The following is a 24938-nucleotide window of genomic DNA, read 5'->3' on the forward strand; positions in this document are numbered from 1 at the left end:
ACTAAAGGGCTTCAAGCATAGCTCGCAGCTAGCTCGGTTATCGTAAATTCGTGAGCGTTCCGAGAGCACGCCTTGCCAATTTCAGCATGGGCTGTTTTTCTGCAAAGTCAGGTGGTGCTTAGGTATTTCTGGACCGGTAAGTTAGATATTACCGCTGGACCGATGGCCTTTTCTGATTCGACATAAGCACCAACACCTCAATCGAAGATTTACCCGGCGTCGGTAGGGTAGACCTGTCTGGCGTGAAGCACCGCTAGAACCTCGATCCGATCTGTCAATTTGTAAACAACGAGATAATTAGGGTGCACAACGATTTCCCGTGTTCCAGGCGCTAGCCCATGGCGATACAAGTAAGGATGTTGAGGTAGGGCCGAAGTGGCTACTTCTATTGCCATTCCCAGCTCGCTGGCTGCTCGTACGGTTCTGTCTGCAATATAGGAAAGTATTTGCTGCAGGTTAATTCGCGCTGCCGGCCGTCACTCAACCAGCATCTGACGGAGCCTGCTTCGACTCTAGAAACGCACGCATCTCGGCCATGACCTGATCGTGTGGATACCAGCGCGTCTGGTTGCGTGTGCAGTTCTTGATAACTCCATCCAGACCGCAATCGGAGCCCAACGATGCTGGACACATTAGATATGAACTTCCACGGAAAACGCCACACAGATTTCGACCTCAAGCGAATCATTAAAGCCCAAGAGCAAGGTTTCGACATGCCGGTCACTGCTTACCTTTGCGGAGTATCCATCAGGGCGCGCGCAGGTATCGGTGTGGTGTTTGGCCACAAGCGAAAAGACCAATATGGGCGGTTCGGCAACGGTCACCTGATTAGGACTTCTGACGTGCTGAAGGTCGAACGTGAGGGGAGGTTTTGGGTGATGACGACGGAGAACTCGCGGTACGTACTAGCGACGTTTCAGAGGGGTAATGGGCGAGCGTCCCTGCGTGACTATTTGCGGGTCTCGAAAGGGCAGCACCATTTATCTCCGCGTGTGCTGCAGTAGGGATCGCTAGCAAGGAGGGCGTTGCATTGCGTGCTTGGTGGGTAGATGCATCGAAACTCAGCTGTTGAGTGACTCAAGATTTTTTGTGTGCTGCAAATAGATGCTCGGGCGCGAAATAAACTTTACCGTAAGCACGAGTGCACGCTACATAAAGCTTATTTTTTGTTCTTGGTTTCATCTTGTGTAACTGCCCATTTTGGTATTGTTGCCACTGTGATTTGCTGAGGATGATACAAACGTCCTTGTAGTGATCTAGACCCTTGCATGCTCCCCAGTTATTTGAATGGCATTCATAGCGGTGGTGCGTGTTGTAGAATAGCTTCACGATATTATTATCACGATGGATCACGTCAGCTTGAACCTGATCCTCAATTTTGATTATCGCGGTGTGTCGTTCCTTTACCGGGAATATCTCTATCTTCAGGTTGGCTCTGATAAAGTCGCAAACCGTCGTTCCGCATCTCCAGCTGTTCTTGAGTGTTTTCTTGTCAACAAAGTATCCGGAATCGCGGAACCGCTTTTCGTATTTTTCAATATTATTGTGAAGGTTGCAGTTGATGTTGCCATCCCTGCTTGTGTCAAACGTGTGCTGGTAGAAGTCACCCACAAAGAGAATGTCTGCCTTCACCGGGGATAACGCCATCAGCAAGTTGAAATCGTTTGCTGCAAAATCTTGGACTTCATCGACAAATAATTGATCATAAAATCGCTCTAGGCGCCGTATGACTTCAGGGTGCGATTTTGTCTCATCGAGAAATTTAGCCAGTCTGTTGTAGTAGAGGCGCCCGCTGGGATGACGATAGTGAGACATCTTATCCCGAGCGCGTGTTACTTTATCGGAGGGTAGCTTGAGGTAGAGACCTTTGGTTTTCATTTTCTGCTGAAGAAGCGGGCGGTAGCAGAAACTATGTAGAAATGAAAAGTAGGTCATCACGGTAATGTGCTTGGGCATGTACCCAAACTTACCAATCACCTTGCTTCGGAGGTGATTAAAGTTGTTCTCAGTGTACGTGATTATGATCGCGCGTTTGTTTTCCGCTAGTCTTCTTATGATCTCGCTGGTTTTTCCAGAGCCAGCTACCGCGAACATTACTTTCTTATCCATGTCACGGCCTCCTGGATGTAGCCAGGTACAGAGAGATTCTCATGGTTGGCCTCTAGAAGCTCATACGCCGCTTCAGCTTTGTTCTTCAGCATGTATTCCTGCACCGTCAGAGTCTTCCTATCCTCGCCGAACAGTTCATTGCAAACCTTCTGGTTGTCCAGGTACATCCCGACTTCGAATGTATAGCGATTTGGATCTTTATCTGCAAAGATCTTGGCGCTATCGGTTATATGCTCTGAATAGTTGTCAATGCAATTTTGTTGGTGATTCTTGTCATTGTCCCTGATCGCGGCAACCTTGATGCTCAAGAGTCTAGCTAGCTCCAAGTAGCGCTTGAAGCTAGTGCCGCCAATCGAAATTATGTGTACGTGATCAGCCTGAGGGGTTGTACCTCCGGAAACTCGCTTATAAAGCTCCTCCATGAGAATGAACTCTGCATCACCTTCGACCAGGATGACCTTCTTGGATAGGGCGAACTCCAAGACGCTGTTGTCAGGAGCCTTCATAAAAAAGCCAGCAGTTTTTTCGGAGAGTGCTTTGAGCGTGCCTGTGCTTTGAGATGTCCCTAGAAGCAGCGCATGTCGGAGATCGAGCCTGGAGCAGATGTGGCTGCTATGAGTCGCTACGAAGAGCTGGGTCGATTCAGTACGTGCGAGGCGTTCAACCAGTCTCTTCGTGTTGGTGTGGCTGAGATGGTTCTCAGGTTCCTCAAGCAGGAGAACATCAAGGCCCCCTCGGGCATCGTGACGACCTAGCGCAAATTCGGTTTTAATGAAGCATTGCTCGCCCTTGCCGCGATTTTCGATTGAAATACCATCTTTGGTAATTACCAAATCTGTTTCTAGATTGGCTCGAGTGCTCGTACGAATTCCAAATTCATACGGCGGAAACTTTTTGTTTAATTCTCCTAGTTGGCTGTCGCGGAAGCCTTCTTTACCTCTTCGATATAAATTTTCAAGTCGATGCCGCTCTGGAATCTCAGCATTAAGTCCGAAGACTGTTCGGGTATATTCCCTGGCAGCATACTCGCTGTCTATGCGAGAACTGTCCAAGTGGAGGTGCCTTAGAGGGCGTCGATAGCTATTGAATCCCTCGCCTGCGAAAGTGTGGAAGGTGACGGCGTAGTATTCGAAGGGGAAATTTTGTGGATCGTGCTCCAGCATCTGCTTGATGGCCAAGTGGTAGTCATCTGGAACGGCTATCCTCATTCGTATACCGTCGTAGTTATCACCAAGTTGATTTTGTTTGCCGTGGAAGTACGGTTCATCACCATCCTCAAGGAACAGATCAGCCAGCACTTCAGGTAGGCCAGAAACTTTTTTCTCGCCGCTGAGGAAATCCATTACAGCTTGGCGGTTTATAAGTGCTTCTAGCCCGAGAGTTTCCACGCGGCTCCGGCTTGCGCTGTTCACGAGATCAATAGCGAGCAGGACGGTACTTTTGCCTGTTTCATTGTCTCCAATGAGCACATTTTTAGTTGGGTTGAAATCCATTTCCAGTTCAGGAAACTGCTTGAAGTTGCGAAGCATTAGTTTGGTGATGGCCGGCATTTTTTATCCTTATTAAACCTTGTATTTCTTCAGCGTCAGCTGTCGGCAGCGGTGCTGCTTAGACCTTCGGTTCTTGGTACTTGTAGAAATCTTGTGCGTCTGCCCAACCATCCATATGCTTAGCAATGATTTCCTCTGAGCTTATCTCTGTGAAAACTGGTATGCAACTGTCATCAAAGATGCTTGAGCGCTCTTGGACAAACCATGATAGGGACAGGAATTCTTTTGATACGCGATCAAACAGACACTCACTTACCCTGTAGGCGCCTTTCATGAGGTCGTTGGAGTCGCGACAGATTTGCATGGAGTGAGTGCCATCCATTAGCCAAACACAATGAACATCCAGATTTTTGAAAAGCTGTTTGGTTAGCTCGAGATCGATGAGTACGAAAATGCCGAAAGCTTCTTGCATGAAGAGGGTGGCATTTTGAGGGGACATTGACAGTGTGAATGGGTACGCGGGTAGCCAGGATAGCTCAGGGCCCAACGGTGTAACCCACGTAGAGGTTGTGGCCCACTTATCAATCTCTAAGTACACCAAATCGCGATTCTCTAGGATCGCGTTTTGATAGCAGACATAGCGCAGTCCCGGCTCGGGAGCTCCACTCCAGAGGCCAGTCCGAAGCGCTTGCTGAATTCCGTGGTTTAAAAACTCCCGATGATCGACCTCTTCGCTCGCCATCTCTGTGCGAATGATTCGGATAGATCCCCTAAAATTGCGGGCCTCATCCTGTTCGAAAAAGGTTGTGATTTTACCGAGCTGTTCAGCTTGTCTTGCTACGCGCCCACCTGTGACCTTGGACGATTTCAATTCCAGTGGAACTGGATCTGGGCCGGCGAGCGCGCACAAATCTCCATGACGAATGATGTTAGTGAGGTCGGACATCACCACGGGTACGCCCATTTCGATGCCCTGCTTCAGCTTGGCGTACTCGTGGCCGAAACCTTCCTTGCCATATATGGCCCCTGCGGTCTGCTTCACCTGATATCTATCGTCGTAAAGCAGATGTCTCAGGGCATGCTGGCTTTGGTAAATCGCAGCAATTCCGTCCCCAAAGCATCGCCACAGGTAGGCAAGTTGGCGGATCTCGTCCAGTCTCGCCATGATGCCTTTGCGAAGATCCTTGAGCATTGTGGAGCGTGCTTTGACAGCAGCGCCACCGCTGCGGTACTTCGGTTGGGCGAGGATACGAGGAACGCGATTTTGCGCCTTCCGCAACCGGGATATTCGAATGTCGCACGTGGCGATTTTGAGGATCAGTAGGTTCTGCAGCCCCAGTACGACGTCTAATCTGTCGGGATCTGCAGCAATGGAGTGGAGCAGGGTAGACGCGAGTCTAAAACCCACTTGCTCGCGAGGAAAGCGCTGGTAGAGCGGATGAGCCAGTTCAAGCTTTGGGAACGCTTTGGTGGCTAGCTTTTCTATGGCAGGAAATTCTATTCCGTAATGATTCTTCACTCCTACCTCCATGGCGATGAAACCGGTCACAACGAGGACTTCGAAGCAGCACAGGTTAATCCTTTCTAGGAGATTGTGAGCCAAACCTCAAGGCGGGTACTTCTGGCCTTGGAGCCTTCTTTACCCTGCGCTCGTAGGAATGCCCAATGCGGCTATTTAGTCAACTGCCACGTGCGCGGCTGATGATATGCAGAATTTTTGGAATCTCACCGTAATTTTCGTACCATATGATGTTGACACCCAGCTCCAACATTAACTCTTCATTCAGTGCGTGATGAGTGTCCAGAAACTTTTGCGCGCCCTTGGTGTTCTTTAAAATCGTGCTTTGCTCCCCGTTCGTAACTTCATAGCAAAACTCATGAAGGTCTAGCCGCTTCATAAATGCAAAATGTTTATTCTGTTCAACGCTTCTTGCAGAAATATCAAGGAGTCTTCTCAAATTTGGGTCGGTCATTGACAGGCCGATCATTAAGCAATTGTTCTCTCGCAAGCAATTGAGTTGGACGAGATTTGACCAGTGATATGCGTTTGTATAGATGTGGTGATATCCTTCCTCGGAAAAGACTAATGTAGACTTCTCAAGGGAGTTGTAGTTTTTTCTGTTTTCAGGGAGGAAACCGTGAACATGGTATACGGGTAGTTCTTCAGGGTCGTATGCCTCACTTTCGGTGTAAATGCTACGATGAGAAATGCCCGATGTTGTTAGCTGTCTCTCCAGTAGATCGTCGAAGTTATAATTTACTACGGATTTAACTTTGGCTCCTGTGCGTCTAGGCATGCACATTGTGGCGATTTCTTGGATGAGCGGTGAGCTGATGTTAAAGCTTTTATTTCTGAGTTCATAAAGGCTTTCGGTGATTGCATTTACAAAGTTGTCAGTTGCAGGGGTTTTTCCAGTAAGCCCCTTTCTAATATATCTCGCACCCATAAGTGGAGAGGATTCAGAGACTTTGTTTAGGCGATCAACCATTTCTGGGATTTCAGATATGTTTATTGTTTTGTCAGTGTCAAATTCTTGAGTTAGATAGGATATGAAGAGTGAGTTGAGCAGATTTCCCCAACCTGGCATTCCTGCACTGCTTGATACTCCGGCGCCTAAAAATAATGAAAGCTGCCCTCTGTCGAAACTGTCTTTCAGATTCTGTACAATAGTGTCTCGTTTTTTGCGCCAGTCTTGCTCTATGGGATTTACTGCGGCCTCTAATCTCAGGGTGAATAAGTTATTGCTTATTTCGTTAGCTTTTGCTGGGTGCTTTGTTACTAATTTATTTAATTCATCTGGCCCCCAAAAAACTATGCGGCAAGTGCTTTTGGAGTTGGGGATCCCAACTCGCTGGATAGAAGCCTTTACTTGATCCGGGATGCTGGTTGCAGATATTATTATTAGTGTCTTGGGGCGAGCGTCGAAGGGTATTGATTCGACTTGTGTTATAAATTTTGATAAGAATGATGATGATTTGTAAAGTAGTCCTTTAGCGTCGTATTTTACTTCAAAGCAGACTTTTCCCCGGTAGTCATCAAAACCATTGGGCGCAATGGCATCGAAAAATGTCAGGGTGTTTCCTATCTCAAGCTCTTTATTTTGAGTTGATAAGTGATATTTTAATAAGTTTAGTACAAAAGTTTCAAACGAATAGCCTCTTCTTGTGCCTTGTTCGTCAATATTCTTTAGTATACTTTCAATACGCATGTTTCATCCTTGGCGTGAACCTCAAGCGCGTATCTTAGCACAGTGGTGGCTGATGGCTATCTCGTGATAGCTGCTGTAGCCAAGCCGTGAACTATTTGATCTGTTGGCTCTGAGGGGGCACGCTGTTCATATTGCAGCCTAGGAAAGACGCTGATTATCCTTGGGCTTTCTACGGAGGTGAAAATGATGTATCTACTCACCCCCCCCCCAGCGAGCTCAAGGTTTTGAGGCGCGCATTGCATCTGGCCGATTCCTGCATTCCGGTGGAAGGCAGCTATGAGTCGAGAACGACCAGTGATAACCGACTGCTATCCGCCAAAAGCGGCCTATAGGATTAGACTACACAGAAGTTCTGTCAGAGATTATTTACATGCTGATTGAGTGCCAAGGGTGCGGCCAAGGTTACGTTCGAGCAATGCGTGTCCGCTCTGCACAAATTTTGCTGTGGGTGTGTGAAGAATGTGAAGCCACGTGGACGAGCCAGGCTGAGGTGAATGTCTGTAACTTTGAAGACTACGGAACGTTAATGGCCGGGATTGGACGCAGTGGTTTATGGTCGGAATTGGAACCACAGTGAAAAGTTTCTCATCGCTGCTGATCCAGCCCCTACGGGGTGTGAATCCATCTTGAACATTCAGTTACGCATTATCTGCGTCTCTCAGCCTGAATGTTCTGTAGCAAACGGCTCTACCAGCGGTGTAGCCCCCACCCGCGCCGGCTCCCCCCTCAACCCCACCCGCATATCCGCCCCACTAGGCTGCTGATACAAACTCAACCCGAACTCCGGCATCACCGTAATCAGGTAATCGAAAATATCCCCCTGTATCCGCTCGTACTCCACCCACACCGTCGTGCGGGTGAAGCAGTAGATTTCCAGCGGGATGCCCTGTGAGGTGGGTTCCAGCTGGCGAACCATGCAGGTCATGTTCGGATTGATGTCGACGTGGCTTTTCAGGTACGCCAGGGCGTAGGCGCGGAAGGTGCCGATGTTGGTCATGCGCCGGCGGTTGGCGGACATTTTTGCGACGTTGCCTTGTGCCTGGTTCCAGGCCAGCAGTTCGGCCTGTTTGCGGCCGATGTAGTCGGTGAGCAGGTGGATTTGCATGAGTTGCTGTTCTTCATCGTCACGCACGAAGCGCACGCCGCTGGCGTCGATGAACAGGCTGCGCTTGATGCGCCGTCCGCCGGATTGCTGCATGCCGCGCCAGTTGCGGAACGACTCTGACATCAGGCGCCAGGTCGGGATGGAGACAATGGTTTTGTCGAAGTTCTGCACCTTGACGGTGTGCAGGGTGATGTCCACCACGTCGCCGTCCGCGCCGACTTGCGGCATTTCGATCCAGTCGCCGACGCGCAGCATGTCGTTGCTGGTCAGTTGCACACTGGCGACGAACGAGAGCAGGGTGTCTTTGTAGACCAACAGGATGACCGCCGACATGGCGCCGAGGCCGGACAGCAGTAGCAGCGGCGAACGGTCGATCAGGGTGGCGACGATGATGATCCCGGCGAAGACGTACAGGATCATTTTCGACAGCTGCACGTAACCCTTGATGGAGCGCGTGCGGGCGTGTTCGGTGCGTGCGTAGATGTCCAGCAGGGCATTGAGCAGGGTGCCGATGGCCAGGGTCATGAACAGGATGGTGAACGCCATGGCGATGTTGCCGATCACGTTCCGGCCCGCAGTGCTCAGGCCCGGGACCAGCGTGAGGCCGAACTGAATGACCAGCGACGGCACCATCTGCGCCAGGCGATGGAAAACCTTGTTGTGGCGGAAGTCGTTGATCCAGTGCAGGGACGGCTGACGGCCGAGCATCCTGACGGCGTACAGCACCAGAAAGCGCGCCACGCGGCCAAGCACCAGTGCGGCGGTCAGCAACAGGATCAGGGCCAGCCCGGTGCGTACCCACGGGTGCTGATCGAGCATGTCCCAGAGTTCCTGGGTCTTGAGCCAAAGCGAGTGAATATCCATAAAAGCATCGGGCCCGTTGAGCGAAGAGGGGGGCGTGATTAGAACATTTACCGGGTCGGACGGGGCGGCCTGTGAGCACGAAGTGCACGTTGAGCAATGATTTCAAATTGTATCAATTGCTGAAGTAGACTCATCGCTCATTATCAAAGGAGTTGCGTCTTGCACCTATCCATCGTTCAACGCTGTGCGTCACGTCTCGGGTTGCAGGCCTTGTGGGTACTGCTCGGCCTGGCCTCGTCGACACTGGTCAGTGCGGCCGGTGCGTTACCGACCTACGGTGAAATGGACGCAGCAGGCTTTGCGGGCTCCCCTCGGGAGAACTACACCCTGCAGGATTTTTCCGATAAATACCGTGCGACGCTGGATATTTCAGCCAAGGACGATGTGTTTCGTCCCGGCGTCATCAACGTGTACGACAAGGCCAGCGGTGCGGCCTTGATCCGCGTGCAGTCCGATGAGCTGGTGCTTGGCACTGACCCGAAAACCGGCAAGGTCAAAACCAACGTGCACGAGTTGCCCTATGGCGAACAGAGCGTACTGATCTATCAGGATTTCAACTTCGATGGCATCAAGGATCTGGCCTTGATGGACGGGCAGAACAGCTGTTACCACGGCCCCTCGTATCAGGTCTTTCTCGGCACGGCCGATGGTTTTCGGCGCAGCGATTCGTTTACCCAACTGGCGCAAAACAACTGCGGCCTGTTCAGCGTGGATGAGAAAACCCGCAAGATCGAGACCATGACCAAGGACGGTTGCTGCTGGCACCAGACGTCTACGTATAGCATCCGTAATGGCGAGCCGGTTCTGGAAACGCAGACGGTTCTTGACCATACCGGTGGGTCGGGACTGCCGACTGAAACAGTCAGTCGCAATCAGAATGGCAAGATGACGCACACCACCAGCATCGTCTGGGAGGAAGACGAGCAGCGTGAGATTCTCCTGTCGTTCAGGCTCGCGCCGTCCGGCAAGCGCATTGTGTTGTTCCGCTCAGGGGACGCAAGCCCGGTGTTCTACGCGGCCGTGGACAGCAAGAATCAGGTCGGGCTGCTGTTTCCCCAGGCTGAAGGTGAGCAACTGAAGTACGACGCTGCCAGTCACGTATTGAGCTTCGTGCGCGGCGACACCGCTTACCGGATCGTGGGTGACGCAAAGGGTGCGCCCACCGCCATGCAAGTGGTGGTGCGTGGCAAAACCACCGAGCTGAAACTGCTTGCCGAGCCCGCTCAAGGTTCGCTGAACAAGGTCGCGGATGCGTTGAAAGCCGCGCAGTAATCAGGCGGCGGGGGGCTAGCCCCGATACCTCACCGCCTCGACAAACGCACTGAACGCCGGCGACGCCTGTCGCCGGTTCGGGTAGTACAAGTGAAAGCCTTCGAAATACGGGCTCCAGTCGACCAGCACTTCTTTCAGGCGTCCGCTGGCGATGTGCGGCTCGGCCATGGAGTCCGGCACGTAGGCCAGGCCCACGCCGTCCAGTGCGGCGTTGAGCACATGAATCATGCTGTTCGACGTGAATTGCCCATTGACCCGAATATTGAGCTTGCGGCTGCCCTTCTCGAACTCCCAGGCGTAGCAACTGCCGTTTGGCGAGTGACGGATGTTGATGCAGGTGTGCTGGGTCAGGTCCTGCGGCTGCAGCGGGACGGGGTGTCGCTCGAAGTAGGCAGGCGACCCGACCACTGACAAGCGCCAGTCAGGTCCTAGGCGTACGGCAATCATGTCCTTGCTGATGGATTCACCCAGACGGATGCCTGCATCGAAACGTTCGCTGACAATATTGGTGAAGCCGTAGTCGATGCAGATCTCGATCTGGATATCCGGGTACTGTGCGAGAAACCCTGCAAGCATCGGGCGGATGATGCCTTCTGCGGCGTCATCGGAGCAGGTAATGCGAATGGTGCCGGCGGGCTTGTCACGCAGTTCGCCCAGCACTTCGACTTCTGCGGCAATCTGATCCAGCAGCGGCCCGATCGAGCGCATCAGCCGTTCGCCGGCTTCGGTCGGGGCTACGTTGCGGGTGGTTCTCGCCAGCAGGCGCAGGCCCATGCGCTCTTCAAGGCCGCGCAGGGTGTGGCTCAGGGCTGAAGGCGTAACGCCCAGTTTGGTGGCGGCCTTGGTAAAGCTCTGATCGCGTGCTACCTGCAGGAAGGCTTGCAGATCATTGAGTTTGGGTGTGCTCATTGCTGAATCCTTCTCACAAGCGCGTATAAATTGTAGTGTCTAATCATCCTAATACCTTTGCCCTAACCTGTGCCGACTATTTTCAACATCGCCAGGTCAGTGACGCATGCAAGCATTCGATTCAACGCTAAAGGGGGCTGAGGCGACAACACATCCGCCAGCCTGGGGCGCCGTATTTTCGATGGCGCTGTGTGTGGTGGTGCTGATTGCGTCGGAGTTCATGCCGGTCAGCCTGCTGACACCCATCGCGCAGGATCTGGGCATCAGTCAGGGGCAGGCCGGGCAGGCGATTTCGATCTCCGGCTTTTTTGCCGTGCTGACCAGTCTGCTGAACACGCCGCTGACCGGGCATCTGGATCGCAAGCCTGTCCTGCTGGGCTTCAGCCTGTTGCTGCTGGTGTCTGGCGTGATCGTCACGCTGGCCTCCAACGGCTGGTTGTTCATGACAGGCCGTGCATTGCTCGGGATTGCCATTGGCGGCTTCTGGTCGATGTCGACCGCCACCGTGATGAAGCTGGTGCCCAAGCAATCGGTCGCCAAGGGCCTGGCGCTGATCAACGGCGGCAATGCGCTGGCGGCGACGGTCGCCGCACCATTGGGCAGCTTCATGGGCCAATACATCGGCTGGCGCGGCGCGTTTTTCCTGGTCATCCCGCTCGCGGCGCTGGCGTTTGCCTGGCAATGGCTGAGCCTGCCGGCCATGCGCAGCCAGCCGCACAACCGGGCACGCAATCCGTTCCGCCTGCTGCGTAACCCGCAAGTGGCCGTCGGCATGAGCTCGATCCTGTTGCTGTTCATGGGCCAGTTCGCCGTCTTCACCTACCTGCGCCCGTTTCTGGAAGAGATCACCGGCGTCAGCGTCAACACGTTGTCCCTGATGCTTTTGGCGCTGGGGGCCAGCGGGCTGGTCGGCACCTACCTGATCGGCAGGCTGCTGCACAAAGGCCTGTATGCCTGCCTGATCGCCATTCCGCTGCTGATGGCGGTGCTGGCCGTGGCGCTCACTGGTCTGGGCCATTCGCCTCAGGCCGTCGCCATTGTGCTTGCCGTCTGGGGCCTGATTGCCACGCCGGCGCCAGTCGCCTGGGGCCTGTGGTTGAGCCGCACGCTGCCCGACGATGCCGAGGCAGGCGGCGGCCTGATGGTGGCGACCATTCAATTGGCGATCACCGCCGGGGCCGGCATCGGCGGCGCGCTGTTCGACAGACTCGGTTGGTGGAGCCCGTTCGCATTCGGTGGCGTGTTACTGGCGTGTTCGGCCGCGCTGGCCTGGACGGCGCGCGACGACGCGTCCCTGCAGGAAAAAAACACCGGTCAGGGCCGGGCAGATAAACGCGGGTCAATTTCTCAATGAGGTAACACGCCATGAAAAAGATTCTTTTGATGCTTGGGCTTTTAATAAGCTCATACGCTGCGACAGGAGCAGACATGTCTCACGGTGCCGATAATTTCTACACAAGCGACAAGGTCGTTGCGCAAAAAGTGCTGTTCAACAACCAGTACAAGATGAAAGTCGCGGGCAATCTGTTTATACCCAAAGGCTCGAACCCGAACGTTAAAGCTCCGGCCATCATCGTCGGCCATCCGATGGGGGCGGTGAAGGAGCAAAGCGCCAATCTGTACGCGCAGAAACTGGCTGAACAAGGGTTTGTCACCTTGTCGCTGGACCTGTCGTTCTGGGGCGGCAGTGAAGGCCAGCCGCGTAACGCCGTTTCACCGGATCTCTACGCCGAAGACTTCAGTGCCGCAGTGGACTTTCTGGGCACTCAGACCTTCGTGGACAAAAACCGAATCGGTGTTCTGGGGATTTGCGGCAGTGGCAGCTTTGTCATCAGTGCCGCGAAGATCGACCCGCGCATGAAAGCCATTGCCACGGTGAGCATGTATGACATGGGCGCCGCCAATCGCAACGGCCTGAAACATTCGCAGACGCTGGCGCAGCGCAAGAAGATCATCGAGCAGGCGGCACTGCAGCGCGACGTGGAATACAGCGGCGGCGACACTGCGTATACCAGCGGCACGGTACACAAACTGACTGACACATCCGCCCCGATCGAACGTGAGTTCTACGACTTCTACCGCACGCCACGCGGCGAGTTCACGCCCGAAGGCCAGTCCCCCGAGTTGACCACTCACCCGACGCTGACCAGCAACATCAAGTTCATGAACTTCTATCCGTTCAACGACATCGCGACCATCTCGCCACGGCCGATGTTGTTCATCGCAGGCTCAAAGGCGCACTCTCTGGAGTTCAGCGAGGAGGCGTACAAACTGGCCGGCCAGCCCAAGCAACTGATCATTGTGCCGGAGGCCGGGCATGTGGACCTTTATGATCGGGTCGATCTTATCCCGTTCGACAAGCTGGGCGAGTTTTTCAAAAACAACCTGAAGTAGTCCGTCAAAAAGCGCTAAGCATGAGAAGGCCCTGCAACTGCAGGGCCTTTTCATTATCAGTCATTGATCGCGCAGGTGAATGCCCAGCCCTTGCCGACCCGCTGCAAGCTCAGGACGCAAGGTCAGTGCCGGGATCTCGTAGTCGCCGTCGTTCTGCCTGCGAAATGGCAAGGGCTCAAGGGTGAACAGGGTATCCAGACGGTTGCCGTAGTCGACGCAAATCCGCGCAAAGGTTGCGCTGTCCACCTTGCCTGCCCGGTACACGGGGAAGGGCGCGAGCACATCGAAGCCTGGATAGAACAGGATGCCGTGCTGGATAGGAAAGAGCACATCGTTCAGCGCCCCGTTTACGCCACGCTCGCTGTAATGGGACTCCCAGCCGCCCATGGTCACCGTCAGCATGGCGCGCTTGCCTGCCAGCGTTCCTTCACCGTATCGATCACCCCAGTGCTGGTCGCTGTGCTCGCCCACGCCGTAGGCGAAACCACAGGCGTATACCCGCTCTATCCAGCCTTTCATGATCGCGGGCATCGAAAACCACCAGAGCGGAAACTGAAATATGACGGCGTCTGCCCAGAGCAATCGGGCCTGTTCGGCCTCGATGTCCGGCGGCTGAATACCGGCGGCAAATACGCGTTGTGACTCAAGGGCAGGGTCAAAGCGGCTGCTGCTCTCGAGACCGGGTGCATCGTTGGCGTCGATGATCGGCTTCCAGCCCATCTGGTAAAGGTCGGACACCTGCACCTGATGGCCGTTGTTCTGCAGATGATCGACGGCGAAGTCTTTCAACGACCCGTTCAGCGAGCGCGGTTCGGGGTGGGCGTAGACAATAAGTACGTTCATGAGGGGTTCCGGTTTGTCGGTAATTGAGGCAACGCTACAGACTCGATCGGGTATGCTGGAAATCAATCTCCCAAACACTGGGTATTTGCATGAACAATACCTTGCGACGTATCGACCTCAATCTGCTGGTCACGCTGGATGCATTGCTCTCGGAGCAGAACGTGACCCGCGCGGCGCATCGGCTGAACCTGACCCAGCCCACGGTCAGCCTGCAATTGGGCAGGCTGAGGCAGGTGCTGGAGGATCCATTGTTGCTGCCGGGACCGCGGGGCATGACCCCGACTGCGCGGGCTGAAGAACTGCGCGAACCACTCAGGCAGGCGCTTGCAGCGCTGGAGTCTGCGTTACTCCCCGGCCGGGATTTTGATCCGGCAACGGCCGATCACACCTGGCGCGTGGCAGCCAGCGATTACGCGACCATCGCGTTGATATGGCCGTCGCTCGGCAGGTTGCGCAACAGTGCTCCGGGCACGCGCCTGGCCATGCTGAACAAGCACCCGGTCAGCCTGGCCGCGGATCTTGAAAGCGGTCGACTGGATCTGGCGTTGCACACCCGCGACGAGGCGCCGCCCAAGCTGCGCCAGCGGTCGTTGATCCATGAGCGTTATGTGCTTGCTGCCCGCCATGATCATCCGGACCTTGTGCAACCGGTGTCGCTGACACGTTTCTGTGAGCTGGAGCATGCGGTCATGTCTCCCAACGGCGGCGGCTTTGCCGGCAGCACCGATCAGGCCCTGGCGGCGCTGGGGTTAAGCCGGCGGGTGGTGTTATCGGCACCGCATTTCGGCTCGCTGGTGTCTGCACTGACCAGCAGCGACCTGGTTGCTGTGGTGCCCGAACGGCTGGTGCGCAATCAGCCGACGCTCGTGGTTCAGGAACCGCCGCTTTCGATTCCCGGGTTTGAAATGCTCATGCTGTGGCCAGAGCGTTTGCACCGCGATCCGGCTCACAGGTGGCTGCGAGAACTGATGGTCGCGGCCATCGATTAAGCCGTGCGGCGCCCGTGACTCAAGCCCGCAGCCTGCGCTCGCGCAACGCACTCAGACACTCGCGCCCCGCAGCCTCGGCGGTTTGCACGACTGTCTGGCTGTTGTCCTCGGTGATCCAGGTCAGCAGCCGCACCTGACCCGTCGCCTGGCTGCCGCCGTGCATGCGAGACAGGGTTTCGCGTTGCTTGAGCATGGCTTTCATGCGGGTGGCGAGCATGAAGATGTCGTCGATGAAGCCGTCTTCGACGTGGTCGTGATGCTCGATGCCCAGCCCCGTGGCGTCGTGGTCGATGCGCAGGTGGTAGTGCATGGCCCCGGTTGCATCTTCGCTGCCGAACAGCGCGATGACGAAGCCTTTGCCCAGCAGCGAGCGCAAGGCGTGCTGGATGATTTCCTGCACATCGGGGGTGATCTGTCTGACTTCGCGGCTCATGTAACAACTCCTGACCTGATGAGTAGTGCAGGCAGTATTCAACGACGGGACGTAAAGCGCGGTCCGGGCCAGGTAATGCTGGGTAAAGACCGTCTGATTCACGGTTAAAAAGGTCAGAAGGTCTGGCCGAGCGAGAACTGAAACACTTGGGTCTCGGCGTCTTCAGGTTTTTTGATTGGCACGGCAAGGTCGAAGCTCAGGGGGCCGAGCGGCGAGTACCAGGTCACGCCGACGCCGACCGAGCTGGCCATCTGGTCGATATTGATGTTGCCGCAGTTCTGCGTGGTGGTCAGGTAGCACTTGTCGGCGTAAACCGTGCCGAAGTCCCAGAACAGCGAGGTGCGCAGGGATTTCTGGTCTTTGACGAAGGGCATCGGGAACAGGTATTCCATGCCGCCGGTGATCAGGATGTTGCCGCCCAGGGCTTCGGTGTCGCGGTCCGAATAGTAGATCTGCCCCTGACTGGCGTAGGCGCCGGTGGCCGGGGTATTGCGTGGCCCCAGCGTGCCGTCCTTGAAGCCGCGCACCGTGGCCTGGCCGCCCGCCGTATAGTTTTCGTAGAAGGGCAGGCCGTCGGTATCGCCGTAGCCGTTGCCGTAGCCCAGTTTGGTATGCAGGCGCAGCGAGGTGGTGTCGCTGAGCGGCAGGAAGGTCTGGCCGTTGTAGTCGAGTTTGTAGAACTGCAGGTCACTGCCCGGCACGGTGCTGGTCAGGGTCAGGCTTTGCGAGTGACCGCGGGTGGCCAGCACGCCCTTGTTGAGGGTCGATTCCGACCAGCCGACGCTGGCCTTGAGGTTGGTGAACGCATCACCCTCGCGCTCGATGAAGTCGTAGATCTCGTCAGCGCTGTAGCTGCCGGGGTCAAGGGTGTCACGCTGGATCGACAGCCCGTAGGTCAGGCGCGATGTTTCGCTGATCGGATAGCCGAGGTTGACCCCGGCGCCCACGCTGTTGAGCGAGTAGTAGGAGACCTCGTCGTCGTCATCGTAGTACTTGCTGTAGTCGGTCGCGTTGTAGAAAACGTTGTAGCCCAGGCTCACCCCGTCAGGCGTGAAGTACGGGTTGGTGAACGCGAAGTTGTACTTGGTCTGGTACTCGGAGCGGGTCATGCCGAGGCTGGCGAAGTTGCCGGTGCCGAGAATGTTGTTCTGCGAGATGGAGCCGCCGAGTATCAGCCCGGCGCTTTGCGAAAAGCCGACGCTGGCGGTGATGTTGCCCGAGGCCTGTTCTTCGACGGCGTAGTTGATGTCCACCTGATCGTCGGTGCCGGGGACCGCTAGCGTTTCGACGTTCACTTCCTTGAAGAAACCGAGACGCTCCAGGCGCACCTTCGACTGGTCGATCAGGTAGGTCGAGGCCCAGCCGCCTTCCATCTGGCGCATTTCACGGCGCAGCACTTCGTCGGCGGTCTTGGTGTTGCCGCGAAAGTTGATGCGGTTGGCGTAGGCACGCTTGCCGGGGTCGACCACGAAACTGATATCAACGGTGTGATCGGCATCGTTGGCTTTCGGCAAGCCGTTGACGTTGGCGAATGTGTAGCCATCGTTGCCTAGACGGCGGGTGATCAGGTTGCTGCTGTCAGTCATGACCTTGCGTGAAAACACCTGGCCCGGTTTGACCAGAATCAGTTGTTCGAGCTGGTCCTTCGGCACTTTCAGGTCGCCGCCCAGCTTGACGCTGCCCACGGTATAGCGGTCGCCTTCGGTGATATTGACGGTAATGAACACGCCTTTCTTGTCAGGCGTCAGCGACACCTGCGTCGAATTGATATCCATGTTGATGTAGCCACGGTCCAGGTACCAGGAACGCAGTCGCTCCAGGTCGCCGGAGAGTTTTTCGCGGGCGTACTTGTCATCGTTCTTGAAAAACGACAGCCAGTTACTGGTCTTGAGCTGAAACTGATCAGCCAGTTGTTCATCGGAGAACACGGTGTTGCCGACCACATTGATGTGCTGGATCGACGCCACCGTGCCTTCGTCGATGGTGATTTTCAGGGCGATGCGGTTACGTGGCGCAGGCAGCGCCTGGGTATCGACCGAGGCACTGTAGCGGCCTTGGGAGACGTATTGGCGTTGCAGTTCATTGCGCACGCCCTCCAGCGTGGCGCGCTGGAATATCTCGCCTTCACTGAGCCCCGACTGCTTGAGCCCCTTCACCAGGTCTTCGGTGCTGATGACCTTGTTGCCGACAATCTCGATACTGGCGATAGAGGGACGTTCGACTACATTGATCACCAGCACATTGCCATCGCGTGCAACGTTGATGTCCTGAAAGAAACCGGTCTTGAACAGTGAGCGCGACGCGTCGGCCAGGCGCTGCTCATCGGCCTGATCGCCGACATTGAGCGGCAGCGCAGCGAATACGCTGCCGGCTGATACGCGTTGCAGGCCGTTGACGCGGATGTCCGAGATGGAAAAAGTGTCGGCGTGTGCCAGCGGGACGCTGAATAACAGGCAGAACGATAGAAGCAGACGCGAAGAAATCATCAAACCCTTTCCAGAAAGCTGCGACAAAGGCATTTGAGCGCTGCCGATGACACGCCAGAAAGGGCCGGTCCGGCGGGCGCTGTTGGCTGCGCAGCATAGGGCGAGGGCATGTTGGGGACGGTTAACGCCGTGTAAGGTTAGGTAAAGATCATCGAGCCCGGCTGACACGCCGCAGCAGCGTCGGGATAATCGGCAACCACCAATCAAGGGCCTGCCATGACTTCCGTATTGCTTGTCGACGATGACCGGGAACTGACGGAAATGCTCAGCCAGTACCTGACCCGTGAAAGCTTCGACGTGACCTGCACCAACAGCGCTGAAGAGGGCGAGATTGAAGCCTTGTCCGGGCGTCACGACATCGTCGTGCTGGACATCATGATGCCGCGCATCTCCGGGATCGAAGTGCTGCGGCGGATCCGTGCGCAAAGCCAGGTGCCGGTTATTCTGCTGACCGCCCGCGGCGACAATATCGACCGTATTTCCGGGCTGGAACTGGGCGCCGACGATTACGTGCCCAAGCCCAGCTCGCCGGGTGAACTGGTAGCGCGTCTGCGGGCGATCATGCGCCGGGTGCGTGCGGTGTCGGTAGTCGATGCGGTCCGGGATGTGATTCAGGCCGGAGAGCTGATGCTCTGGCCAGGCAAGCGTGAAGCGCGCTGGCAGGGCGCGACGCTTGAACTGACCGGCAACGAGTTCTGCCTGCTCGAAGAGCTGGCGCGGCATGCCGGGCAACTGGTCAGCAAGCAGAACCTGTCGATGAACGCGCTGGGACGGCCGCTGGCTCGCTACGATCGCAGTATCGATGTGCACATCAGCAGCATTCGCCACAAGCTCGGTCCGCGCAACGATAACCAGAGCTGGATACAGAGCGTGCGCAATCTGGGCTACATGTTGATCACGCCATGAGGCCGAACCGGTTGTTCTGGAAGCTGTTCCTGGCATTCTGGCTGGCGACCAGCCTGACCTTCATGGTCGGTGCCGGCCTGTTCATGTTCACCCAGTCAGGGCGGGGCGATCCTTCGTTCAGCACGGTGCTCGATAACGAAGTGCGCATTTTGCAGCGCTCGGGCATTGCCGCAGGGCGGGCGTTGCTCGATGCCTGGCAGCCGGATGGGCAAGGCAGGGTCGGGCTATACGACAACCAGGGTCTGCTGCTGGCGGGCGAGGCGCTGGAGAATCCTCGCTTCGAACTGGCTGTGCACACACGCGAAGGTGCACTCGTGCACATCCGCTCTACCCAGCGCCCCAACCATGACGATCAACCCTCTCACCTCAATCCGCTGATCACCGGCACGGTCATGAGTGCGCTGTTCAGCTGGTTTCTCAGCAGCTATCTGGTGGCGCCGCTGATGAAATTGCGAGAGGCGATGGGCAAGGTCGCCAGAGGCCGTTTCGACACACGGGTAAAACCCGACATGGGCCGGCGGCGCGATGAAATCGTCGACCTTGCCGAGGATTGCGACCGCATGGCCAATCAGCTCAAGGTCATGGCCGACTCTCAGCAACAACTGTTGCATGACATTTCCCATGAACTGCGTTCGCCGCTGACGCGCATGAGCGCCGCCATCGGCCTGTTGCGCCAGGAGCCGAGCCAACTGGACATGCTCGAACGCATCGAGCGCGAATCGGAGCGCATGGACTCACTGATCGAAGAATTGCTGACCCTGGCGCGCATGCAGAGCGATGTCGAAAGCCTGACGCGGGAAAAGGTCGATGTCATCAGCCTGCTGGCGGCCATCGTCGAAGATGCCGAATTCGAGGCCGGACTGAAGCAGTGTCGGGTCAGGCTGCAGGCTCCCGGGTCTTTCGTCGCGCAGGTCGACAGCGAACTGCTCTACCGGGCCTTCGAAAACGTGATCCGCAATGCCGTTCGCCACACGGCGGTCGGCAGTGATGTGGTGGTGGTCGCCAACGTTCAGGCCCAGCCGCTGTGCCTGATGGTCAATGTCATCGATCAGGGGCCGGGTGTGGACGAGGCGTGCCTGCAACGGATTTTCCAGCCCTTCGAGCGCGGTCCGGAGAATGCCGCGCAGGGCTTTGGTCTGGGCCTGGCCATTGCCCTGCGGGCTATCGAAATGCACGGCGGGCAGATCGCCGCACGCAATCGGCCGGGCGGCGGTCTGGTGGTCGATGTGCTGCTGCCGGTGTCGTGACGGCGCTCAATGGTTTTGCAGCGTTTCGAATGGCCGTTATCCGCCCGTTGGTAAACAAAATCGGCCTTTGGTGGTAAAGAAACTCGGCCCCGGCGCTCGAAACCGTTACGCTATGCAGCTGTATTTTTGTTTTTCGTCGAGGTAGCACCCGTGTTTTCCGAATTCGCCCTGCACGAACGCCTGCTCAAAGCTGTGGCCGAGCTTAAATTTGTCGAGCCTACGCCCGTGCAGGCGGCCGCCATTCCGCTCGCACTGCAAGGGCGCGACCTGCGGGTGACTGCGCAAACCGGTAGCGGCAAGACCGCCGCATTTGTGCTGCCGATCCTCAACCGTCTGATCGGCCCGGCCAAGGTCCGTGTCGACATTCGCGCGGTGATCCTGCTGCCGACCCGTGAGCTGGCTCAGCAGACGCTCAAGGAAGTCGAGCGCTTCTCGCAGTTCACCTTCGTCAAGGCCGGTTTGATCACCGGTGGCGAGGACTTCAAGGTTCAGGCCGCGATGCTGCGAAAGGTGCCGGACATTCTGATCGGCACGCCGGGTCGTCTGCTGGAGCAGTTGAACGCAGGCAATCTGGACCTTAAGCACGTTGAAGTGCTGGTACTGGACGAAGCCGACCGCATGCTGGACATGGGCTTCTCCGAAGACGTCGAGCGTCTGGCCGGCGAATGTGCCGGTCGCGAGCAGACCATGCTGTTCTCGGCGACCACCGGCGGCGCTGGCCTGCGGGAAATGATCGGCAAGGTGCTCAAGGATCCGCAGCACCTGCAAGTGAACAGCGTCAGCGAGCTGGCTTCCGGCACACGCCACCAGATCATCACCGCCGACCACAACGTGCACAAAGAGCAGGTTCTCAATTGGCTGCTGGCTAACGAGACCTACCAGAAAGCCATTATCTTCACCAACACCAAGGCCATGGCTGACCGTCTGTATGGCCGCCTGGTAGCGCTGGAATACAAGGCGTTCGTGCTGCACGGCGACAAGGACCAGAAGGACCGCAAGGCGGCCATCGACCGTCTCAAGCAGGGCGGCGCGAAAATCATGGTCGCCACCGATGTGGCGGCTCGCGGCCTTGATGTTGAAGGTCTGGACATGGTGATCAACTTCGACATGCCACGCAGCGGCGACGACTACGTCCACCGCGTCGGGCGTACCGGCCGCGCGGGCAGCGACGGTCTGGCGATCTCGCTGATCTGTCATGGCGACTGGAACCTGATGTCGAGCGTGGAGCGCTATCTCAAGCAGAGCTTCGAGCGTCGCGTCATCAAGGAAGTCAAAGGCACCTACGGCGGGCCGAAGAAGGTCAAGGCCTCCGGCAAGGCAGTCGGCGTCAAGAAGAAAAAGACCGACGCCAAGGGCGACAAGAAGAAGGTCGCGGCCAAAGGGCCGACCAAACGCAAGACGGTCAACCGTCCCAAGTCTGACCTGGTCAGCCAGGACGGCATGGCCCCGCTGAAAAAACGCAGCACCCCGGCCCCGGCTGCCGAGTGATTGCCGTGATCGCTCCCGAGCATTCGGGAGCGATCAATCTCTTTACAGTACTGATAACGCCTCGTTACACCGTCCGCCAGCTTCTCTGAACCGTCATTCACCTCGCAGGTCACACCCTTTGAGTCGCATGCCCGTGGCTGGAGGTCATGGGTGATCATTCCATGCTGGACGGAGGTGTATAGACATGACTTACAAATGGGACCTTATCGAGCGTTTGCTGCACGATGTGCAGAACAACCGCAGCCCATCGACATCCACGGAATTCGAGACGCTGCTCAATCGCAGCTACATCGAACCGCGTCCTCGCGAGGAAGGCGGAGATGGCTCGACCTACATGCTGACAAAGCGCGGCGCGAGCCTGCTGGCTTTGATCGATAGCAGCATTCCGGGGGATGATCACCCACGTCAGGTCCTCAATGAGCAGGCCGGCGACCCGCTTGACCCCGCGCTCTTCGACATCATCGCCAAAAAGCCCCAGATCGCATAGAACGGCATACCCATGCGGAGCGCGGGCACGATAGTCATAGTTGTGCTGAGATGACCATCGTTCCTCACGCTCCAGCGTGGGAATGCCTTGGGTGACGCTCCGCGTCACGACTCTGCGCCGCGCCGCGCACTCAAGGCAGGACGCAGAGCGTCCGGATCGGCATACCCACGCAGAGCATGGGTACGATAGCGGAAAGGCTTGGGCACGGTAGATACCGATCGTTCCTCACGCTCCAGCGTGGGAATGCCTTGGGTGACGCTCCGCGTCACGACTCTGCGCCGCGCCCGCGTACGCAAGGCAGGAAGCAGAGCATCCTGAACGGCATGCCCAGGCGGAGCAGGGCACGATAGTTGTGGTGAGAGGGCTATCGAACTACTTCTGCGACTTCAGGCAGTCCAGGTCGGTGAAGTCCTTGCGCATGTCGGCGATGCGGCTCAGCAGTTTGGCGCGTTGTTCCGGGGTGCTCAGGGCGGTGATGTCGACGATCAGCGATATCGCGGCCTTCTCGGTCTGGTCGTAGGCCTTGCGGTATTCAGGGGTCCAGAACGTCTCGCGGTCCTGCAGCAACGCGGCGATGCGTTGCGGGAAGTCGCTGGCCTGACGCTGCTGGACCGTGGCCAGAAACAGGTTCTGCCACCGCGTACGGTTCTCGATCCACGCCTTGTTCTGTTCGCCGAGCGATGCAGACCAGGCCTGAATGCGGTCTTTCTGCGCCTGATTGAGCTTGCCGACCCACGGCGTCACACGTTTCTGCATACGGTCGGCGCGCTCTGCGATCTGACGTTCCAGTGGCTGGTCGAGGTATTTGTTCTCGCGCTTGCGCTGATCCTTGGCGAACGACTCCTGCATCTCCTGCACCTGCTTGTCGTCAAAGCGCGACAGCAACTCTACCGCAGAGGGCGTGATTTCCTTCGAGATCTTGGCGATTGCTTCTTTGGCTTCGCTGGTACGAGCCTGCAGCCCTTCGTAGGTCACCTGATCGGTCTTGACCATGTCCTCGAGCTTGTCCAGCCAGGTCAGGTACTCCGGCAGCTGGGTGCTGCAGTGCCAGCTCAAGTGTTGCTTGAGGCGCACGTCCAGCCAGCCTTTCTGTTCCGAATTCATGTCCAGGTAGTCGCTGAGCGTCCACGGAATGATCACGTCGAGGTTGCGGTACGCCAGTCCTACCTGATTGCATCCTGCGAGCAGTGCAACGGTCATCAACAGTGTGACGAATGCTTTGAATAAAGACTGCATGACATCTCCTTGGCGTACTGACGTGCAGTAGAGGAGTGTAGCGTCTGGCAGTTCAACCGGTTTGGGCCTTTAAAAGAATGAACGCACCGCTTTAAGGGTGAACGTCCCGTCACAGCGTGCGTTGTGGCCGCTGTAGACGCTGCAATCGCCGCCGCTCAGGCTTGAGCCGCTATAGATGAGGTTCATGTCGATGCCCAGCCAGGGGCGTGACAGGTTCAGCGACCAGTCGTTGAAGCCGTTGATCAACCCGCCGTCGGCGGCGGACTGCGGGGTATCGAACTGGTGATTGGCGTACTGCATGCGCACGCCGACGCCGAGTTGCTCGATGGCGCCCAGATCGACGAATACCGTGCTGTCGCGGGTGCCGACATCGTTGCTGAAGGCCGCGCCGATCCGGCTGTCGCGCATGCGCAGGCCGGCATAGAACTCGTGGCTGTCGATCTGGCTGGTGTCGGGGTAACTGTAACGAATCATCCCCAGCTCGTAGCCAAGGGTGTTATCGAAGGGCTTCTTGAAGCCCATGTAGGAGTCGAGCTCCATCCCGGTATCGGAGGCCAGGCCCATGTTGGGCGCCCACTGCCCGAAGTAGAAACCGCTTTCGTGGGTCAGGTCCATGCCGCCATGAAAGGACCCGGAACCGCCGGTGGGCGTCACCAGACCCTGGGCCATGCTGCGCGTAGGCGTGGTGGCGAGTTTCAGGTCGAAGTCGCCCAGATCCCGCTCCAGAACCTGGGCAGAGACGGACTGACAAACAAGCATGGCGCTGAAAGACAGCACGTGTAAGCGATGGCTGAGCATGGCTCACTCCTTGATCTGCGAGGAGTGTGGTCAGGGATGGCGTATCGAAAATGGCTCAGGAGCCGACACAAGCCGCGAGCTAGAGCCTCGCAAGCATACCGTTGAAATGAGCTCGGGGCGGACCGTTCGTCGATCCGTCGTGTGTCAGTTGGCCGCAGTGGTGCGCGCAGACGGGATGATCAGCCCTCGAATCACCACCAGCGCCTGCTCAAACGACGGGTAGCCACTCTTGGCGACGTCCAGTTGGGCGTATTCAGACTGATAACGTTCGGCAAGCTTTGGATCGCTGACACTCAGTTGCTGGGAGAGCAGGGCGATGGCCAGTGGATGCTTGTGTTTCGCGGCGGTTTGCAGCAAATCGATGATCTGCTTTTGGTCGGCCTGCTGGCGAATCAGCAATACAGCCTGATAGAACTCGGCTTCGCCCGACGCGTCGTCAAGTGCGGCACGGCGCAGCATGGCTTCGGCCAGCTCATAGTTTTCGCGGTTGTCTTCGCTGATCAGCAGTTTGGCCTGCAGCATGTCGTTCTGATAGAGCAGATGCTCCGCCCGGCAAGGGCTGTCGGTGAGCTGACTGTCGTTGGGGCCGTTTTCGCAGTGGTGCGACGCGCAGCCGCCAAGGTAGACAAGTGCACCGAAAAGCATCCAGTTCTTCATTCGAGCATTCCACAAA

The 24938-nt window shown here is 56.7% G+C and carries 22 protein-coding genes; 9 read left to right on the plus strand and 13 right to left on the minus strand.

All coding sequences use genetic code 11. The annotated features are described in order from the left end of the window. Positions 1 to 209 precede the first annotated feature (209 nt). Positions 210 to 461, minus strand: coding sequence for a type II toxin-antitoxin system RelE/ParE family toxin (locus KBY08_RS17185; RefSeq protein ID WP_225651226.1), 252 nt, complete (start codon positions 459 to 461; stop codon positions 210 to 212). A 159-nt stretch (positions 462 to 620) separates the two neighbouring features. Here KBY08_RS17185 and KBY08_RS17190 point away from each other — a divergent pair, with 159 nt between their 5' ends. Beyond that, positions 621 to 1004 (plus strand): hypothetical protein, encoded by a 384-nt coding sequence (locus KBY08_RS17190; protein ID WP_096126656.1) that lies wholly within the window; start codon positions 621 to 623, stop codon positions 1002 to 1004. Between the two features lie 73 nt (positions 1005 to 1077). On the opposite strand, the gene KBY08_RS17195 is transcribed toward KBY08_RS17190, so the two are convergent. The 5 genes from KBY08_RS17195 to KBY08_RS17215 all read right to left on the minus strand — a co-directional run bounded on the left by KBY08_RS17195 (position 1078) and on the right by KBY08_RS17215 (position 8777). Further along, a complete protein-coding gene (locus KBY08_RS17195; RefSeq protein ID WP_096126655.1) occupies positions 1078 to 2109 on the minus strand; it encodes an AAA family ATPase in 1032 nt (343 codons plus the stop codon). Further along, entirely contained in the window at positions 2094 to 3659 is a 1566-nt protein-coding gene (locus KBY08_RS17200) for an ATP-dependent nuclease (RefSeq protein WP_096126654.1), read from the minus strand. Before KBY08_RS17200 ends, KBY08_RS17195 begins: the two co-directional genes overlap by 16 nt. A gap of 58 nt (positions 3660 to 3717) precedes the next feature. Beyond that, positions 3718 to 5118, minus strand: coding sequence for a hypothetical protein (locus KBY08_RS17205; RefSeq protein WP_141251108.1), 1401 nt, complete (start codon positions 5116 to 5118; stop codon positions 3718 to 3720). Positions 5119 to 5278: 160 nt separating this feature from the next. Continuing rightward, positions 5279 to 6808 carry an SIR2 family protein gene (locus KBY08_RS17210; protein WP_059404005.1) on the minus strand — a complete coding sequence of 510 codons (1530 nt, stop codon included), beginning with the start codon at positions 6806 to 6808 and terminating at the stop codon, positions 5279 to 5281. 658 nt (positions 6809 to 7466) lie between these two features. Next, entirely contained in the window at positions 7467 to 8777 is a 1311-nt protein-coding gene (locus tag KBY08_RS17215) for a mechanosensitive ion channel family protein (protein WP_111522625.1), read from the minus strand. 159 nt (positions 8778 to 8936) lie between these two features. Here KBY08_RS17215 and KBY08_RS17220 point away from each other — a divergent pair, with 159 nt between their 5' ends. Then, on the plus strand, positions 8937 to 10049 hold the full coding sequence (locus tag KBY08_RS17220; protein ID WP_111522626.1) for an XAC2610-related protein: 1113 nt from the start codon (positions 8937 to 8939) through the stop codon (positions 10047 to 10049). A 15-nt stretch (positions 10050 to 10064) separates the two neighbouring features. Here KBY08_RS17220 and KBY08_RS17225 read toward each other — a convergent pair whose 3' ends face one another. Continuing rightward, complete coding sequence (locus KBY08_RS17225; RefSeq protein WP_003425485.1) at positions 10065 to 10958, minus strand: LysR family transcriptional regulator; 894 nt, start codon at positions 10956 to 10958, stop codon at positions 10065 to 10067. A 106-nt stretch (positions 10959 to 11064) separates the two neighbouring features. Here KBY08_RS17225 and KBY08_RS17230 point away from each other — a divergent pair, with 106 nt between their 5' ends. Then, positions 11065 to 12312, plus strand: a complete 1248-nt coding sequence (locus tag KBY08_RS17230; protein WP_111522627.1) for an MFS transporter — start codon at positions 11065 to 11067, stop codon at positions 12310 to 12312. Positions 12313 to 12323: 11 nt separating this feature from the next. Then, complete coding sequence (locus KBY08_RS17235; protein WP_111522628.1) at positions 12324 to 13352, plus strand: alpha/beta hydrolase; 1029 nt, start codon at positions 12324 to 12326, stop codon at positions 13350 to 13352. A 60-nt stretch (positions 13353 to 13412) separates the two neighbouring features. On the opposite strand, the gene KBY08_RS17240 is transcribed toward KBY08_RS17235, so the two are convergent. After that, on the minus strand, positions 13413 to 14195 hold the full coding sequence (locus KBY08_RS17240) for an NAD(P)H-dependent oxidoreductase (RefSeq protein WP_111522629.1): 783 nt from the start codon (positions 14193 to 14195) through the stop codon (positions 13413 to 13415). Positions 14196 to 14284: 89 nt separating this feature from the next. Between KBY08_RS17240 and KBY08_RS17245 the strand changes: the two genes are divergently transcribed. Beyond that, positions 14285 to 15184, plus strand: coding sequence for a LysR family transcriptional regulator (locus KBY08_RS17245; RefSeq protein ID WP_053275722.1), 900 nt, complete (start codon positions 14285 to 14287; stop codon positions 15182 to 15184). Between the two features lie 19 nt (positions 15185 to 15203). Here the strand turns inward: KBY08_RS17245 and KBY08_RS17250 are convergent, their stop codons facing one another. Next, a complete protein-coding gene (locus KBY08_RS17250; RefSeq protein ID WP_003402465.1) occupies positions 15204 to 15617 on the minus strand; it encodes a hypothetical protein in 414 nt (137 codons plus the stop codon). Between the two features lie 113 nt (positions 15618 to 15730). Then, positions 15731 to 18103 (minus strand): outer membrane protein assembly factor BamA, encoded by a 2373-nt coding sequence (gene bamA, locus KBY08_RS17255; RefSeq protein WP_111522630.1) that lies wholly within the window; start codon positions 18101 to 18103, stop codon positions 15731 to 15733. Positions 18104 to 18319: 216 nt separating this feature from the next. Here bamA and KBY08_RS17260 point away from each other — a divergent pair, with 216 nt between their 5' ends. The 4 genes from KBY08_RS17260 (at position 18320) to KBY08_RS17275 (ending at position 22231) form a co-directional block, all read left to right on the plus strand. Next, positions 18320 to 19009, plus strand: a complete 690-nt coding sequence (locus KBY08_RS17260; RefSeq protein ID WP_024638938.1) for a response regulator transcription factor — start codon at positions 18320 to 18322, stop codon at positions 19007 to 19009. A gap of 11 nt (positions 19010 to 19020) precedes the next feature. Next, positions 19021 to 20256, plus strand: a complete 1236-nt coding sequence (locus KBY08_RS17265) for an ATP-binding protein (protein ID WP_177410961.1) — start codon at positions 19021 to 19023, stop codon at positions 20254 to 20256. A 150-nt stretch (positions 20257 to 20406) separates the two neighbouring features. Beyond that, entirely contained in the window at positions 20407 to 21744 is a 1338-nt protein-coding gene (locus KBY08_RS17270) for a DEAD/DEAH box helicase (RefSeq protein WP_003402477.1), read from the plus strand. Between the two features lie 184 nt (positions 21745 to 21928). Then, positions 21929 to 22231 carry a hypothetical protein gene (locus tag KBY08_RS17275; protein ID WP_003402479.1) on the plus strand — a complete coding sequence of 101 codons (303 nt, stop codon included), beginning with the start codon at positions 21929 to 21931 and terminating at the stop codon, positions 22229 to 22231. A 372-nt stretch (positions 22232 to 22603) separates the two neighbouring features. On the opposite strand, the gene KBY08_RS17280 is transcribed toward KBY08_RS17275, so the two are convergent. From KBY08_RS17280 to KBY08_RS17290, 3 genes are all read right to left on the minus strand, one after another. Continuing rightward, positions 22604 to 23467, minus strand: coding sequence for a DUF6279 family lipoprotein (locus KBY08_RS17280; RefSeq protein ID WP_003425465.1), 864 nt, complete (start codon positions 23465 to 23467; stop codon positions 22604 to 22606). Between the two features lie 69 nt (positions 23468 to 23536). Further along, on the minus strand, positions 23537 to 24265 hold the full coding sequence (locus KBY08_RS17285) for a TorF family putative porin (protein WP_011268648.1): 729 nt from the start codon (positions 24263 to 24265) through the stop codon (positions 23537 to 23539). Between the two features lie 144 nt (positions 24266 to 24409). After that, positions 24410 to 24922 carry a hypothetical protein gene (locus KBY08_RS17290; protein WP_003412760.1) on the minus strand — a complete coding sequence of 171 codons (513 nt, stop codon included), beginning with the start codon at positions 24920 to 24922 and terminating at the stop codon, positions 24410 to 24412. Positions 24923 to 24938: the final 16 nt, after the last annotated feature.

It is taken from the genome of Pseudomonas sp. P135, assembly GCF_020312125.1.
Classification (GTDB): domain Bacteria; phylum Pseudomonadota; class Gammaproteobacteria; order Pseudomonadales; family Pseudomonadaceae; genus Aquipseudomonas; species Aquipseudomonas fragariae.